Source organism: Calorimonas adulescens (assembly GCF_008274215.1).
Classification (GTDB): domain Bacteria; phylum Bacillota; class Thermoanaerobacteria; order Thermoanaerobacterales; family UBA4877; genus Calorimonas; species Calorimonas adulescens.
This window is the reverse complement of the sequence record NZ_VTPS01000021.1, coordinates 30,700-45,912: the sequence shown is the minus strand read 5'-3', so window position 1 is coordinate 45,912 and position 15,213 is coordinate 30,700. Positions and strand designations below refer to the sequence as shown.

The window sequence follows — 15,213 nt, the reverse complement described above, 5'->3', positions numbered from 1 at the left end:
CTATATGACGCCAAGCAAATTTTATGAAGAAATTTTAAGAAATAATGTGAGTCGAGGAGTGTTAGTCGTTTAAGTCCAAATAATCGGGGGCCAGTACATGCCTGTAGTTTCCACTACATTTGCATCAGTATCTACGTTTTTAAAGTATATAGGTAAGGAAGAACTTGGTATACTGGTTATCGATGAAGCTGGCCAGGCCACTCCTCAATCTGCTTTAGGAGCGATATGGAGGACAAGTAAAGCCATTGTTATTGGGGACCCTATGCAAATAGAACCTATTGTTACAGTACCAGATGTATTTTATGAGAAATTTGCAGAAAAATTAGCAAAAGAATTAAATATTCTTATTTTCCTTTTGTTGTTTAATATTAAATTAAGAAATCTTGTAATAAAAACCCTTATGTTGAGAGCTTTCCTGAAAGCACAGAGTATGTAAGCCCTCCCAAGAGGATTAGACCTGCTATTCCTACCACTGAGTAAAGGTACCTGACCATATTAGAAAATCCAAGCTGGCTGCATACCAGTGCTGCTGCAGTTGTGATAACTGAATATGTTACATACTTTGTACTTTTGGCATTTGTAAAGCGTGCGACAAACCCATATAGTCCGCCAAGAGCTGTTGAGTAAATCTCAGATATTAGTATCAGGCTGTATACAATGGTAAAAACAGGTGATATTTTGTTTGTGACAAAAAGCATCGGAATCTCATATCTCGATACTTCCGGCATGTTTAAAAGAAGTGTCGTTTGAATTATCAAAGCACATGTCCCTAGTCCAATACCTCCTAACAAAGCCCCTTTGAAAAGATTGCTTTTGTTATTTATCTCTTTACCTAGAGGTACCAGGATAGCGATGGCCATAACCAGGTTGTAGGAAGCGTATACAATACCAGAAAGCAGTGGATTTGGCAGTATAGGAGTGGTATTGAGCGCTACATTTCCTGCAAATGGACTACCAGGGTTTGTAAGAAGCGTATATGTCCCGGTAGCAAAAACTCCTAAAATGAGGACAGGTACCACAGCGCTTATGGCGTTGATTATGCCTGCTATTCCGGTTAGTGTGGTCAAAAGGGTAATAATAGCCATGAAGATATTGCCCACTATAAGCGGCAGTCCAAGCTGCTCCTTAAATATTGCCCCTGTGCCAGCTATCATCGCTGTAAAAGCAACGAACAGAAAAAATGTTATAACCCAGTCTACAGCCCTACCCAAATAAGCCCCTGTAGAAAATATTACAACGTTATGATAAGAATCAGCGCTCAGCTTGTTCCCCAAAACAAGGATCACGTAACCGTAGACTACAAATATTGCTGTAGCAACTATAATGCCTGTATATCCGGCTCTGCCGTGATAGCCAAAATACTGCAGCACCTCCTGGCCCGATGCAAACCCTGCTCCTACTACCGTGCCTATGTATGTAGCAGCTATGCTAAATACAGAAAGCTCTCTTTTCAAACAATCCACCACCCTGTCTTTTTTTATTATTTTGTCCCCCACTATATAGTTTTATAGATCTTTATCATAAAAAATAACCACTGGTAAAAACCAGAGGAGTGCTCTATAGGTGTCATATATTTATTGGAATTATTAACTCAGAAAAATTGAGAATTGGACAATTTTATATATGTGTGTTATACTGAACTGTATTAAATTATAGGGATATGAGGACAGTGATATAAATGAAATCATTGGTTTTGGCTGAAAAACCCAGTGTGGCCAAGGAAATAGCCAGGGTTTTAAAGTGCAATAATAAGAATAAGGGTTATTTTGAAGGGCCTGAGTATGTCGTCACGTGGGCACTGGGACATCTGGTGACTTTGGCTGAGCCTGAGGACTACGACCCGAAATACAAGGAGTGGCGGCTGGAGGATCTTCCTATGCTGCCATCGAGTATGGACCTTCAGGTGATACGGGAGACGTCACATCAGTTTAAGGTTGTGAAGGGCCTGATGAGGCGCCGTGATATAGGTGAGCTTGTCATTGCTACGGATGCCGGACGTGAAGGTGAGCTTGTGGCCCGATGGATAATGATGAAGGCTGGCTGGAAGAAGCCTTTCAAACGCCTGTGGATATCATCGCAGACAGACAGCGCTATAAAAGAAGGGTTTAAAAATTTAAGGCCTGGCCACTCCTACGACAACCTATACTATGCAGCACAGTGTCGTGCCGAGGCTGACTGGCTGATAGGCCTCAATGTTACACGTGGCCTGGCCTGTAAATTTAATGCACAGCTCACGGCGGGAAGGGTACAGACCCCAACCCTTGCCATGATAGTTGACAGGGAAAATGAGATAAAAAATTTCATACCAAGGGATTTCTGGACCGTACGGGTTGACTTTGGAGAGTATTTTGGCGATTGGCGTGATAAAAATGGTCAGGGGAGAATATTTGAGCAGCATAAAGCAGAAGATTTAATCTCTAAGATTGAGGGGCATACCGGTGTTATAACCAGTGTAAATGTATCAGAGAAGAATGAACCGGCACCGCTGGCATATGACCTTACTGAACTGCAGAGGGATGCCAATAGGAGGTATAGCTTTTCAGCACAAAAAACCCTATCATTGCTCCAGAGCCTTTATGAACACCATAAGCTGGTTACCTATCCAAGGACAGACTCCCGCTATATAAGCACTGACATAGTGCCTACATTGCCGGGCAGGCTAAGGAGCATAGCAGTAGCGCCGTATGCGGAATTTGTAAAGCCACTGCTGCAAAAGCCCATTAAGACCACCAGGCGCTTGGTCGACAACAGCAGGGTTACTGATCACCATGCCATCATACCTACAGACCAACCGTTAAACCTGTCTCTGCTGAACTCTGATGAGTACAAGCTTTATGATTTAATAGTACGGCGTTTTATAGCAGTCCTGTACCCGCCATATTTATATGAACAGACTACCATCATTACGGAAGTCAATGGTGAGATCTTTTATTCTACGGGAAGGATAGAAAAGGATAAGGGCTGGAGAGCCGTGGCAACATATTCATCGGAGAAAGAAGATTCGGATGATGGGGCACCCGTAGAGCAGGTTTTGAATTGCCAGCACAGGGGCGACAAAAAACAGGTTAAGGGCTGCAAGGTAAACAAATCGAAGACAAAGCCGCCTGCCCGCTATACAGAGGCAACGCTCCTGACGGCCATGGAGGGCGCCGGTAAATTTGTTGAAGATGAGGAACTGCGTGAGGCTATAAAGCAGGGTGGTCTGGGTACCCCTGCGACCAGGGCTGAAATCATAGAAAAACTTTTATACAACAACTATGTGGAACGCCGCGGCAAGGAGCTGGTCCCGACAACCAAGGGCATTCAGCTTATTGAGCTTGTGCCGCAGGAGCTTAGAAAGCCCGAGCTTACAGCCCAATGGGAACTGCGCCTGTCAAACATCGCCACGGGCAAGGACAGCCATAAGGATTTTATGGAGGGTATAAGAAACACTACTGTTGAACTGGTGAATAAAATAGTTGAACAGGATGTCAAAGCATACAGGCCTGATAACATTACCAGGACAAAATGTCCAATGTGCGGCAGGTATATGCTCCTGGTGAACAGCAGAAAAGGACGTATGCTTGTATGCCCGGAAAGGTCATGCGGGTACCGTCAGCCTGAAAGACAGGATAATGCAAATATCTTTAAACGCAGCAGAAATGAGCATTATGCCAATCAAAAGCTCATTGCAAGATACAGTGACAGGGAGTCTGTTGGTATAAGTTTGGAGGTATTGCTTAAAGAGGCATTAAAAAAGAAAGGGGATCCCAACTAAGTTATAATTGAAATGCCAGTGAAAGATAAGATTTTAAAGTAAATGGAGGTAACCATATTTTATGGGATTTAAAGAATTAGGATTAAAAGAAAAAGTACTCAAGGCTATAGATGATATGGGCTTTGAGGAGCCGTCTAAAATTCAGGCAGAGGCTATTCCCGTTATTTTAGATGGTTTTGATGTCATCGGCCAGGCCCAGACGGGCACGGGTAAGACGCTTGCATTTGGAGCTCCTATCATAGACAGGTTTACAGGGTCTGATAATGAGATATACAGCGTTATACTGGCGCCTACCAGGGAACTGGCCATACAGGTGAATGATGAACTGGCACGAATTGCTAAGTACACTGATATAAAGCTGTTGCCGGTCTACGGCGGTACGCCTGTAGACAGGCAGATAAAAGCACTGAAGAAGGGCATCGATGTCATTGTCGGCACGCCGGGCAGAGTACTTGACCTGCTTAGAAGGAATATCATAAGCCTGAAGGGTGTTTGTTATCTTGTCGTTGATGAAGCGGATGAAATGCTTGATATGGGGTTTATCGATGATATAGAAGAGATAATAAGACAGTGCAACGATGACAGGCAGACAATGATGTTTTCTGCTACAATGCCTGATGCAATAAGAAGACTGACAAAAAAATACATGAAACCAGAAGCAAGATTTATTTCGATTGTGAAAAACACGATGACAGTATCCACTGTGGACCAGTATTATTACGAAATCAAGCATGAAAACCGGTTTGAATCACTGTGCAGAATACTTGATGTAGATGAACCGTCCAGCGCCATAATTTTCTGCAAGACAAAAAAAGGGGTTGATGAACTGACGGAGGCCCTGCAAGAAAGGGGCTATAATGTTGAGGGAATGCATGGTGATATGAATCAAAGTCAGAGGCTCAACACCTTGAAAAAGTTTAGAGGTGGCAACCTGGATTTTTTGGTTGCGACCGATGTTGCGGCCAGGGGCATAGATGTTGAAAATGTTACCCATGTAATAAATTATGATATGCCTCAGGACGTTGAATCATACGTGCATAGGGTCGGGAGGACGGCAAGGGTTAATAGAAAAGGGACAGCATATACCCTTGTTACTGCGAGGGAGTACATGGCCTTAAAGCAGATTGAGCGTGCTATAAAGTGTAAGATCAGGAGGAAGGAAATTCCCACAATTGATGATATATTCCAGGCCAAGTATAACAATATACTCAAGAGGGTTAAAGAGGTGCTGATACAGGAGGAGTACAAGAGATTTGTGCCGCTGGTGGTGGAACTTGATGAGGAGTTTAACCTTGTAGATGTGGCAGCGGCATTGATGAGCATGGTTTATAATAAGGAGTTAAGCTATGACTATAAGGAGAACAGCATAGGCATAGAATCGAAAAGGGTGAGGCTGTTTATTTCAGTTGGACGTAGAGACAAAATAAGCAGCAGGCAGTTGCTTAAGTTCCTAAGCGATACGGCAGACATAGATAGGCGCGATGTAGATGATATTGAGATATATGATAGGTTTACCTTTATAGATGTAGCAGAAAATACAGCAAGGGCCATATTAAAACGCTCTTCAGGTAAGATCATGGGCGGCAAAAGGATAAGGGTAGAGGTATCAAACGCAAGACGATAATCATAAAAAACGACATATTGTGAAAAATTACACTGGCCTGTTTTAATAAGGTAGAATTGAGCCTTATGGTGTGCTAAAATAAAAATAAACTATTGTTCAAAAGAGGGATAGCATGAAGATAAGAAAAGCGATAATACCAGCGGCTGGATTGGGGACAAGGTTTCTACCGGCCACAAAGGCACAGCCAAAAGAGATGCTTCCGATTGTAGACAAGCCCACAATACAGTATATTGTGGAGGAAGCTGTTAACTCCGGTATAGAGGATATACTTATTATTACCGGCCGGAACAAGAGGGCCATTGAGGACCATTTCGACAAGTCAGTAGAGCTTGAACTGGAACTCAAGAATAAGGGGAAAGAAAACCTTCTAAACCTTGTAGAGGATATAACCAATATGGTGGACATCCACTACATAAGGCAGAAAGAGCCCAGAGGCCTCGGACATGCCATATACTGTGCCAGGGCTTTTGTGGGCAATGAGCCTTTTGCCGTCCTTCTGGGCGATGATATAGTTGACAGCAGGGTGCCAGTCTTAAGGCAGATGATTGATGTGTATGAGAAATATAACTGTACCATCCTGGGTGTGCAGGAGGTGCCGGAGGATGATGTGAGCAAGTATGGTATAGTGGGCTGCTCGGAGATAGAGGATAGGATCTATAAGGTCAATAATCTCATTGAAAAGCCCAAAAAGAGTGAGGCGCCGTCAAGGGTTGGTATACTTGGCAGATACATAATTTCCCCAAGGATATTTGAGATACTGGAGCATACTAAGCCGGGGGCAGGAGGAGAGATACAGCTCACTGATGCCTTAAAGGAACTTTTGAGATATGAGGCTGTTTATGCCTACAATTTTGAGGGTAGAAGATACGATGTAGGCGATAAAATGGGCTATCTCATGGCTACCGTGGAGTTTGCACTGAAAAGGGATGATCTGAGGGAAGAGTTTGGCAGGTATTTGAAGAGTCTGGTAACAAATCTGCCGGATGATGTACTCACAGAGGCTGCCATATCAAACGATTTATAAGGATGGTATAGGATAATGGCATCTAATGTACGGAGAGCTGCTAAGGCTGCCACCTTAATCATGGCAGCAAATATAATCAGCAAATTCCTTGGTTTTTTACGTGAGATGGTCATAGCAAGAGAGTTTGGGGCAGGATTGGGTTCTGATGCATATTTTATGGCCCAGAGCATCCCTATGCTGTTTTTTACCAGTATAGGGTCTGCACTGGCTACCACCTTTATACCACTGTATACTGAATATAAATCTAAAAATGGCAGAGAAGACGCAGACAGGTTTGCCAATCAGATAATGAATCTTGTGCTGATAGTGAGCGTTGTTTTGACAGTGGCAGGTGTACTGTTTTCACCACTGCTTGTCAGGATAATAGCGCCCGGGTTTACAGGAGAGAAGTTAAGTCTTACTGTTGGGCTGTCAAGGACTTTGTTCCCGCTTATTATCTTTGTCGGCCTGGCCAATGTTGCCACAGGGATTCTTCAGTCCAATGAGTCTTTTACTGCGCCGGCCCTTGTAGGCATACCCTACAACATTATAATTATAGCGCTCACCATTATTTTGGCTGACAGGATAGGTATATACGGCCTGGCCATTGCATCAGTTCTGGCTACAGTATCTCAATATTACATACAGGTCCCCTCCATGAGGAGATTGGGATATCATCACAGGTACTCTATGGACTTTTCACATCCCGGGATAAAACGGCTTGGACTTATGATTGTCCCGGTCCTTATGGGTGTCGCTGTCAATCAGCTAAATACCTTTGTGGACCGTATGCTGGCGTCAGGATTACCCGAAGGCAGCGTCTCAGCCCTCAATTATGCCAACAGGCTCAACGGCTTTGTACTTGGGACATTTGTAACCTCTGTGGCGACCGTTGTATACCCCAGTCTTTCAAACCTGGGGGCAAAAGAGGAGATGGAGAGTTTTAAAGACTCTGTGGCAACATCCCTGAACATGATATTTCTGATAGTCCTGCCTGTCACTGCCGGGACAATTCTACTCAGGACAGAGGCGGTACGCCTACTGTTTGAGCGTGGTGCCTTTGACGCCAGAGCTACTGGTATGACCTCAGTTGCTCTGCTATTTTATTCCATAGGCATGGCCGGGGCTGCGGCAAGGGAGATACTCTCAAGGGCCTTTTACTCTTTGAAGGATACCAGGACCCCAATGTATAATGGCATGTATGCGGTGGCCTTGAATATAATACTGAACATTGTACTGGTGAGGTTTATGGGCCTGGCCGGCCTGGCCCTTGCCACTTCAATATCGGTCATATTCACCTCATTTACCCTGGGGTGGAGGCTGAGGAATAAAATAGGTGGGATAAACGGGCGGCTGATACTGAAAGAGGGCATAAAGATTGCCATATCCACCGCTGTGATGGCTGTGGCGGTCTATTTCTTTAAGAATTTCATCTATTCATATATTCCGGGGGTATCTTTGACTGCCCAGATTATTAACCTTGCTTTGACTGTATTTGTTGGTGCTATAGTATATGGGATTTGCACGATTATCTTCAAGGTTAGAGAAGTAACCAGACTGTTTTCTTTTCTTTACAGAAGACTTCACATTAATAATGTATAAACAAAGCTCCTTACCATAACGGCAAGGGGCTTTCAGATTATAAAATGGGGCCTGCTGCTTTTATTTCTTCAGAAACGTCGGTATATTTCTCAAAGTTCTTAATAAAGTTGCCGGCTAATTTTTTAGCTGTCTCATCGTATGCATACTTATCCTGCCATGTATTTCTTGGGTTTAATATTTCAGATGGCACGCCGGGACAGGAATCCGGCACCAGTATATTAAAAATCGGGTGCTGGGTATAACTGACATTCTCCAGTTCTCCGCTTACAGCTGCACTGACCATCGCCCTTGTATAGGGTAGATGCATCCTCTTGCCAATGCCGTAGGGCCCGCCTGTCCAGCCGGTGTTTACCAGATACACCGGTACATTATACTTTTCTATCTTTTCACCCAGGAGTTTTGCATAGTTCATCGGACTTAACGGTAAAAATGGTGCGGCAAAGCATGTGGAGAAGGTTGCCTGAGGCTCTGTTATGCCGCGCTCTGTGCCGGCAAGCTTGCTGGTGTATCCAGAAATGAAGTGATACATTGCCTGTTCTTTGGTTAGTTTGGCTACAGGCGGAAGCACGCCAAAAGCATCGGCAGTCAGGAATATTACAGCTTTAGGGTGGCCTCCTGTGCCTGGTATCACTGCACCAGGTATATAATCTACAGGGTATGCAGCTCTTGTGTTTTCGGTTACACTGTCACTGTCATAGTCCGGTATTCGGGTATTTTCATCCAGGACCACATTCTCAAGGACCGTGCCAAACTTTATAGCATTGTAAATTTGCGGTTCTTTTTCAACAGACAGGTTTATGCACTTGGCATAGCATCCACCCTCAAAATTGAATATGCCTTTATCAGACCAGCCATGCTCATCATCACCTATCAGTCTGCGGTTTGGGTCAGCAGAGAGTGTTGTCTTGCCGGTGCCGGAAAGCCCGAAGAACAAGGCAGTACTGCCATCGCTTCCCAGGTTGGCTGAACAGTGCATGGGGAGAACACCTTTCATAGGCAAAAGATAATTCATTACGGAAAAGACCGACTTCTTTATCTCTCCTGCATACATGGTACCGCCGATGATGATTAATTTTTTTGTGAAATTAATTACTATAAAGGCTTCGGAATTTGTGCCGTCAATGTCAGGTATGGCATTGAAGCCAGGTGCACTTATTATAGTAAACTCGGGGATATGCCCCTCAAGTTCTTCTGGCGTTGGCCTTAGGAATAGCTGGTGGGCAAACAGGTTCTGATATGCATATTCGTTGACCACTCTTATGGGTAGTCTGTAAGCGGGGTCAGCTCCAACAAACCCATCAAATACGAAAAGGTCTCTTTTTTGCAGATACGCAAGCAAGCGTTTATATAATCTATCAAAAATATCAGGTGACATGGCTTTGTTATTATCCCACCATATCTTATTATGGACCTCTGGTTCATCTACTATGAATTTGTCACTGGGCGACCTTCCGGTGTACTTGCCGGTGCGCACGTTCAGTGCTCCATTGCTGGCCAGGAATCCTTCCTTCCTTTTTATAGATTCTTCAACCAAAACTGGAACCGACATGTTATAATAGATATTACCGGGGTTTGTAAGGCCTTGGATTTTTAACTCCTGCATTTATGCACACCTCTTTTACTTTTTATATACAGTTATAATTATATTACAAATACTTTGTATATCCAAGGAGAAAAATATGCATGGCACTGTACGTTTAATCTATCTATTTTTATTTATGGCCTTTGGTTCACTCAGCCCTTTGCTAAACCTGTATTTCAGTAGAATTGGTTTCAGTGGTACAGAGATAGGTATTATAGCATCCGGCGAACTTATGGTATCCGTATTGATGCAGCCAGTATGGGGAATGATAAGTGACAGATACAGGAAGAGAAGGCATATCTTTATGGTTTCAGCCTTTACCTGCAGCCTTATAATCCTTGCCAACATGCGTTACAAGGATTTTGGCCATGTATTTGTTATTATGGGAATCCTATCTCTGTTTCAGTGTGCTCTGGTGCCTGTATTGGATTCCAGTGTCATGATAGAATTAAAGGGAAGGGGAGAGGAGTACGGTACATTCAGATTGTTTGGCTCCTTAGGTTATGCTGTTACCTCTATAGCTATTGGTTCTTTGGCTGACAGGCTGACGCTGGAAATTATATTTATCGCTTATGCTGTGAGCATGGCGATTACAGGGGTTATATCATTCAAACTTCCAGAAAAATACGCGGATGACAGCGGGATTGTCAGAAGCAGCCCGGGGTCATTATTTAAAAACAGGAATTTTTCCATATTTTTAATAGTGGCGTTTATGTCTCAGGCCTCAATGGTAGTTTCGGAGAACTTTCTTGGTGTATATATAGACTATCTGAAGGGTTCAAGCAGTATGGTCGGCCTGGCCTGGATGCTGGCTGCGCTCTCTGAAATACCTGTCTTTTACTTTACAGGCAAATTGATAAAAAGGTATAATCTAAGGAAAATAATAATATTGGCATTAATACTGGTGTTTTTAAGGGTGCTGCTTTACGGCCTATCCACCACGCCTCTTATGGTAATTGTGGTACATGGTATTAGCGGCCTGGACTATGCTACCTTTTCTGCCGCAGCCATAAACTTTGTAAGCAGGCATACCCCCGATTCACTAAAGACCAGCGGACAGACAGTATACACCATGGTTTCAACCGGGCTTGGAGGAATGGTTGGCAACATCCTGGGTGGGACCATAATGGATAAGGTGGGTATCAGGGCGATGTATCTATCATTCAGTATGGTTATTTTGATATCCCTTATTGTATTTATACTTTTTGTAAAAGATAATAGTGAAAATGTGAGGGGATTTAATGAGGTTTGAGGTATTGGTTGATGAAGAAACAGCATGTATGAAGATAGAAGACATCCTGATAAAAAAGCTTTTCATGTCAAAACGGCAGATAAGGAAACTCAAGAACATGAGGCTTATCCTCTTAAATGGTCTCCCGGTGTATATAAAGTCGTATCCTTCTAAAGGAGACAGGCTGGAGGTCATCTTTCCGGATGAGTATGTCGAAAACATAGAACCGGAGGATGTACCTGTCCATGTACTGTATGAAGATAGCGACCTCCTTATAGTAGACAAAGAGGCAGGAATCAACGTCCATCCATCATCCAGAAGAGAAGGCGGAGCTCTGGCCAATGGCATTGCCTACTATCTGATTAATAAAAATGAGAACCCTATGGTAAGGCCTGTAAACAGGCTGGATAAGGAAACATCAGGCGTAGTAATTTTTGCAAAGAATCAGTATACCCATTATTTTCTTCAGCAGCATGGGTTTGAAAAGCAGTACATTGCGGTGGTCCACGGCATAATAGAGGGGCCGTCTTATATAGACCTTCCCATTGAAAGGGAAGAGGGCAGCATAATAAAGAGGAGGGTAGGGGAAAATGGGAAAAAAGCTGTTACCTATTATGAGCCCATAGGATATGCCGGCGATTCGACAATATTGCTTGTAAAACCGGTCACCGGCAGGACTCATCAGATAAGGGTCCATCTGAGCTATACTGGACATCCCATATATGGGGACACCCTGTACGGGAGGCCTGACATAATGGACCGTCAGGCCCTCCATGCATGGAAGATAAGGCTGAGACAGCCTGTAAATGATGGGCTTATAGAATGTGAAGCACCTCTGCCAGAGGATATGGAGCGGTTGATAGATGCCCTCAGGAATCATAAAAGCTCATAGGTGTTTTTGCGCTCAGAAATAATGTCCATTACGATATCTCCACCACAGTATTTTTTTATAAGGGCGGCCATCTCTGACATGGCAGCCTTTACATCATCTTCTCCTGCCGGCGGCATACCGTCCACATTTATTATGACATCTTTACTTTCAGGGAGGATCTTTGTAGCGTCGCCCTGGCGCCATGTCCATTTGCGGCACAACACCTTCCTGTCATCCTTGTATATAACCTCGCCCGTTACCACAGGCTGAGGCTCTGACTCATTCAATGGGATATACAGCTCATCTCCCTTTGCATAGGTTAGCAGCAGGTCTCCCTCCACTCTGTCCAGGTCGTCACCTCCACAGGGGAGGACATATTTCAGTGAGATATAGTTAAATATGGTCACAAGTTTATTTATGTATGGCAGTGTATGGCCTTTCAATATCCTCTTTATAAGGTTTTCTATGGAAGGGGGATACTTGTTGGGATTGCTGCCAAACTTTTGAAAAGCCTCCCTCCAGCTGGCGATGTATGACTCTTCCCTTAAACGCTCTATTGTGAATATACTTCTGGCCCTGTCCTCCTGCGCTTTTAATGCATCATTTAATTCTTCATCAGTCCCATAGTTATTTGCATCTCTCAGGTATATTATACCTCTTATATAGCCGGGGTTGTTTTTAAAAATTTCCTCTGATATGACATATTTCACAATAATCCCTCCACTATGATATTAGCATAAAATTCGCCTGTATCAAAAATTATTCTCAGGGACATTATAAAGAGAGGAGGTGTTTTATGTGTACGACAAGGAAAAGAAAATCCAGGAAATAATCAATTTCGTAAATGACCACAGGGAATCGATGGCTAGCCAGATTGTTGGAAGGCGTATGCTGGGTGATGGTACACTTACATCCAATGAACGATTGGAGGAATTAAAAAATGCACTCTTTAATGCCAGTGAAGACGAAATTGATTCACTTTACTACATAGTCAAATAGGGGACTGTTAAGTCCTCTTTTTATATAGTATAATTATTAGTGAAAAGATGGAATAATGAAAGAAGGATGCAAATGACAGAAATAGTAAGGCCTAAATACCAGCAGATAGCCCTTGATATAGCACGGAGGATTGTTAAGGGTGAATTTTTAGAAGGGGAAAGGCTCCATGGCCGTTCAAATCTTGCCGGTCTTTATAACGTATCCCCTGAGACAATAAGAAGAGCTGTATCCCTGCTTGAGGACATGGAAGTGGTGTCATCGGAGCAGGGCAGCGGGATAATTGTTAAGTCTAAAGAGGCTGCCTATAAATATATAGATAGGTTTAATGAGAGGGATACGCTGGATTCGCTAAGGAATGAACTTTCCAGGTTGTTGCAAACAAAAAGAGAACTGGATGAACGGTTTGAAGTGATAATCATGAAGATAAGTGACTATGCAAACAGGCTTAAAAACATCAACCCTTACAATCCAGTGGAGATTGAGATTAAAAAGGGCAGCCATGTTATAGGTAAAAGTATAACAGAGCTTAAATTCTGGCAGAATACAGGTGCTACGATTATCGCCATAAGGAGAGGGAATGACATTATACTGTCTCCAGGGCCATATAATGAGATAAATGAGGGCGATGTACTGGTGCTTGTTGGAGATGAGGACATATTGAAAAACACAATGAAGTTTTTATATGGCTCCTACTGAAGGAGCCTGTATTAATTTGACAACTGACAACTCTTATAATATAATTGAGTTGTAAGAAAGGAGACCAGGTTATGATACGGTTTGAAAATGTTGCAAAAAGCTATGGAGATACAGAGGTTATAAAAGGTATAAACCTTGAGATCAACGATAATGAACTGGTTGTACTAATAGGCCCCAGTGGATGCGGTAAAACCACAAGCCTTAAGATGATAAACAGATTGATAGAACCCACATCTGGCACTATTTATATTAACGATAATGATATATTAAAAATGGATGTGATAGAACTCAGGAGAAATATCGGTTATGTCATACAGCAGATAGGACTATTCCCGCACATGACTGTTGGCGAAAATGTTGAGTTGGTCCCTCTCCTTAAGAACTGGCCCAAGTCTAAAAGGAGAGAAAGGGCGAGAGAGCTTTTGGATCTTGTCGGTATGCCTCCTGATGAGTATATAGATAGATACCCAAGTGAGCTATCGGGTGGCCAACAACAGAGGATTGGTGTCGCCAGGGCTTTGGCTACAAATCCTGATGTGATCCTTATGGATGAGCCTTTCAGTGCCTTGGACCCTATTACAAGGGCTCAGTTGCAGGATGAGTTATTCAATTTACAGCAGGAGCTGCACAAGACCATCGTGTTTGTAACCCACGATATGGATGAGGCATTAAAGCTTGGTGACAGGATCTGCATAATAAAAGATGGACAGGTGCTGCAGTTTGATACCCCGGAGAATTTACTCAGGCATCCAGCTCATGGCTTTGTAGAGGAATTTATAGGGAAGAAACGTATGTGGCAGCAGCCTGAGTATGTTAAAGTGGAGGATATAATGATAAACAATCCTGTAAAAGCATTGCCATCCAGGACATTAACTCAATCCCTGGAGATAATGAATGATAGCGGGGTAGACAGTATTCTTATAGTAAATGAAAGAAATCAGCTTCTGGGAATTGCAACAGCCAATGATATAAGGTCAAAATGGGACACAGCAAAGAGGTTAGAGGAAATATATACGCGAAATGTTTTAAGCGTGCATCCGGATGACTCAATTGTGGAGGTCTTAAAGCTGATGTCGCAAAATAATATTGGTTATGTACCTGTAGTTGATGTAAGCGGTATTCTAAAAGGTCTTATAACACGCAGTAGCCTTGTTAAGGTCCTTGGAGAGAAATATGTTGGGTGAGGGGTGAGAAAATTGGCAACGATAAATGAATACCTGACGTTTATGTCAGATAGAATAGATCAGATATTTACTTTAACCGGTCAGCATATATATCTTACATTGATTGCTGTGGCAATTGCAATATTGATTGGTGTCCCTCTTGGTATTCTCATAACAAGGGTTGATAGTATATCTGGATTGGTTATAGGAATAGCTAATGCTGTACAGGCAATACCAAGCTTGGCGCTGTTAGGTTTTTTAATACCATTTCTTGGTATTGGTTCAATACCATCGATTGTGATGATATTTTTATATTCTCTATTACCTATAATAAAAAATACCTATACCGGCCTGGCCAATGTGGATAGGGCTATGATAGAGGCCGGCAGAGGCATGGGGATGACAGATGCTCAGCTAATGAGAATGGTTCAACTTCCCCTTGCACTTCCGGTAATAATGGCTGGTATAAGAATATCAGCAGTAACTGCAGTTGGTCTTACTACCCTTGCTGCCCTTATAGGCGCTGGAGGGCTCGGACAGTTGATATACAGAGGAATATCAATGGTTAACAACAAAATGATCATTTCTGGGGCAATACCAGCTATGGTATTGGCATTGCTTGTTGACTTTATATTGAGCATAATGGAGAGGAGTGTAACACCGAAGGGATTAAAAAAATAGAGGG

The 15,213-nt window shown here is 43.0% G+C and carries 14 protein-coding genes; 11 read left to right on the top strand and 3 right to left on the bottom strand.

Annotation, left to right across the window (positions count from 1 at the left end):
• Window positions 1-97 precede the first annotated feature (97 nt).
• Window positions 98-436: an AAA domain-containing protein gene (locus FWJ32_RS14030; RefSeq protein ID WP_203227758.1), complete on the top strand. Its 339-nt coding sequence runs from the start codon at window positions 98-100 to the stop codon at window positions 434-436.
• On the opposite strand, the gene FWJ32_RS11570 is transcribed toward FWJ32_RS14030, so the two are convergent.
• Window positions 399-1,454: a YkvI family membrane protein gene (locus tag FWJ32_RS11570; protein ID WP_149546118.1), complete on the bottom strand. Its 1,056-nt coding sequence runs from the start codon at window positions 1,452-1,454 to the stop codon at window positions 399-401. The genes FWJ32_RS14030 and FWJ32_RS11570 overlap by 38 nt on opposite strands.
• Window positions 1,455-1,678: 224 nt before the next feature.
• Here FWJ32_RS11570 and FWJ32_RS11565 point away from each other — a divergent pair, with 224 nt between their 5' ends.
• From FWJ32_RS11565 to murJ, 4 genes are all read left to right on the top strand, one after another.
• Complete coding sequence (locus FWJ32_RS11565) at window positions 1,679-3,757, top strand: DNA topoisomerase III (RefSeq protein ID WP_149546117.1); 2,079 nt, start codon at window positions 1,679-1,681, stop codon at window positions 3,755-3,757.
• A 61-nt stretch (window positions 3,758-3,818) separates the two neighbouring features.
• Window positions 3,819-5,381, top strand: a complete 1,563-nt coding sequence (locus tag FWJ32_RS11560) for a DEAD/DEAH box helicase (protein ID WP_149546116.1) — start codon at window positions 3,819-3,821, stop codon at window positions 5,379-5,381.
• Between the two features lie 112 nt (window positions 5,382-5,493).
• A complete protein-coding gene (galU, locus tag FWJ32_RS11555; protein ID WP_149546115.1) occupies window positions 5,494-6,405 on the top strand; it encodes a UTP--glucose-1-phosphate uridylyltransferase GalU in 912 nt (303 codons plus the stop codon).
• Between the two features lie 15 nt (window positions 6,406-6,420).
• A complete protein-coding gene (murJ, locus tag FWJ32_RS11550) occupies window positions 6,421-7,986 on the top strand; it encodes a murein biosynthesis integral membrane protein MurJ (protein WP_149546114.1) in 1,566 nt (521 codons plus the stop codon).
• Between the two features lie 37 nt (window positions 7,987-8,023).
• Here the strand turns inward: murJ and pckA are convergent, their stop codons facing one another.
• Window positions 8,024-9,589, bottom strand: a complete 1,566-nt coding sequence (gene pckA / locus FWJ32_RS11545; protein ID WP_149546113.1) for a phosphoenolpyruvate carboxykinase (ATP) — start codon at window positions 9,587-9,589, stop codon at window positions 8,024-8,026.
• A 76-nt stretch (window positions 9,590-9,665) separates the two neighbouring features.
• On the opposite strand from pckA, the gene FWJ32_RS11540 reads away from it, so the two are divergent.
• Complete coding sequence (locus tag FWJ32_RS11540) at window positions 9,666-10,820, top strand: MFS transporter (protein WP_149546112.1); 1,155 nt, start codon at window positions 9,666-9,668, stop codon at window positions 10,818-10,820.
• On the top strand, window positions 10,810-11,691 hold the full coding sequence (locus FWJ32_RS11535) for an RluA family pseudouridine synthase (RefSeq protein WP_149546111.1): 882 nt from the start codon (window positions 10,810-10,812) through the stop codon (window positions 11,689-11,691). Before FWJ32_RS11540 ends, FWJ32_RS11535 begins: the two co-directional genes overlap by 11 nt.
• Here FWJ32_RS11535 and FWJ32_RS11530 read toward each other — a convergent pair.
• On the bottom strand, window positions 11,676-12,380 hold the full coding sequence (locus FWJ32_RS11530) for a B3/B4 domain-containing protein (RefSeq protein ID WP_162523616.1): 705 nt from the start codon (window positions 12,378-12,380) through the stop codon (window positions 11,676-11,678). The genes FWJ32_RS11535 and FWJ32_RS11530 overlap by 16 nt on opposite strands.
• A gap of 88 nt (window positions 12,381-12,468) precedes the next feature.
• Between FWJ32_RS11530 and FWJ32_RS11525 the strand changes: the two genes are divergently transcribed.
• The 4 genes from FWJ32_RS11525 to FWJ32_RS11510 all read left to right on the top strand — a co-directional run bounded on the left by FWJ32_RS11525 (window position 12,469) and on the right by FWJ32_RS11510 (window position 15,209).
• Window positions 12,469-12,669 carry a hypothetical protein gene (locus FWJ32_RS11525; RefSeq protein ID WP_149546109.1) on the top strand — a complete coding sequence of 67 codons (201 nt, stop codon included), beginning with the start codon at window positions 12,469-12,471 and terminating at the stop codon, window positions 12,667-12,669.
• 72 nt (window positions 12,670-12,741) lie between these two features.
• Window positions 12,742-13,365, top strand: a complete 624-nt coding sequence (locus tag FWJ32_RS11520; protein WP_149546108.1) for a GntR family transcriptional regulator — start codon at window positions 12,742-12,744, stop codon at window positions 13,363-13,365.
• A 71-nt stretch (window positions 13,366-13,436) separates the two neighbouring features.
• Window positions 13,437-14,549, top strand: a complete 1,113-nt coding sequence (locus FWJ32_RS11515; protein WP_149546107.1) for an ABC transporter ATP-binding protein — start codon at window positions 13,437-13,439, stop codon at window positions 14,547-14,549.
• 12 nt (window positions 14,550-14,561) lie between these two features.
• The gene (locus FWJ32_RS11510; protein WP_476727230.1) at window positions 14,562-15,209 is read left to right on the top strand and encodes an ABC transporter permease; all 648 of its coding nucleotides are present in this window, start codon (window positions 14,562-14,564) and stop codon (window positions 15,207-15,209) included.
• The last annotated feature ends 4 nt before the right edge of the window (window positions 15,210-15,213 follow it).

What these genes read in the sequence shown, in the direction of transcription:
- FWJ32_RS14030 (WP_203227758.1), top strand. Translation starts at nt 98, where the DNA reads ATGCCTGTAGTTTCCACTACATTTGCATCAGTATCTACGTTTTTAAAG.
- FWJ32_RS11565 (WP_149546117.1), top strand. Translation starts at nt 1,679, where the DNA reads ATGAAATCATTGGTTTTGGCTGAAAAACCCAGTGTGGCCAAGGAAATA.
- FWJ32_RS11560 (WP_149546116.1), top strand. Translation starts at nt 3,819, where the DNA reads ATGGGATTTAAAGAATTAGGATTAAAAGAAAAAGTACTCAAGGCTATA.
- galU (WP_149546115.1), top strand. Translation starts at nt 5,494, where the DNA reads ATGAAGATAAGAAAAGCGATAATACCAGCGGCTGGATTGGGGACAAGG.
- murJ (WP_149546114.1), top strand. Translation starts at nt 6,421, where the DNA reads ATGGCATCTAATGTACGGAGAGCTGCTAAGGCTGCCACCTTAATCATG.
- pckA (WP_149546113.1), bottom strand. Translation starts at nt 9,589, where the DNA reads ATGCAGGAGTTAAAAATCCAAGGCCTTACAAACCCCGGTAATATCTAT.
- FWJ32_RS11540 (WP_149546112.1), top strand. Translation starts at nt 9,666, where the DNA reads ATGCATGGCACTGTACGTTTAATCTATCTATTTTTATTTATGGCCTTT.
- FWJ32_RS11535 (WP_149546111.1), top strand. Translation starts at nt 10,810, where the DNA reads ATGAGGTTTGAGGTATTGGTTGATGAAGAAACAGCATGTATGAAGATA.
- FWJ32_RS11520 (WP_149546108.1), top strand. Translation starts at nt 12,742, where the DNA reads ATGACAGAAATAGTAAGGCCTAAATACCAGCAGATAGCCCTTGATATA.
- FWJ32_RS11515 (WP_149546107.1), top strand. Translation starts at nt 13,437, where the DNA reads ATGATACGGTTTGAAAATGTTGCAAAAAGCTATGGAGATACAGAGGTT.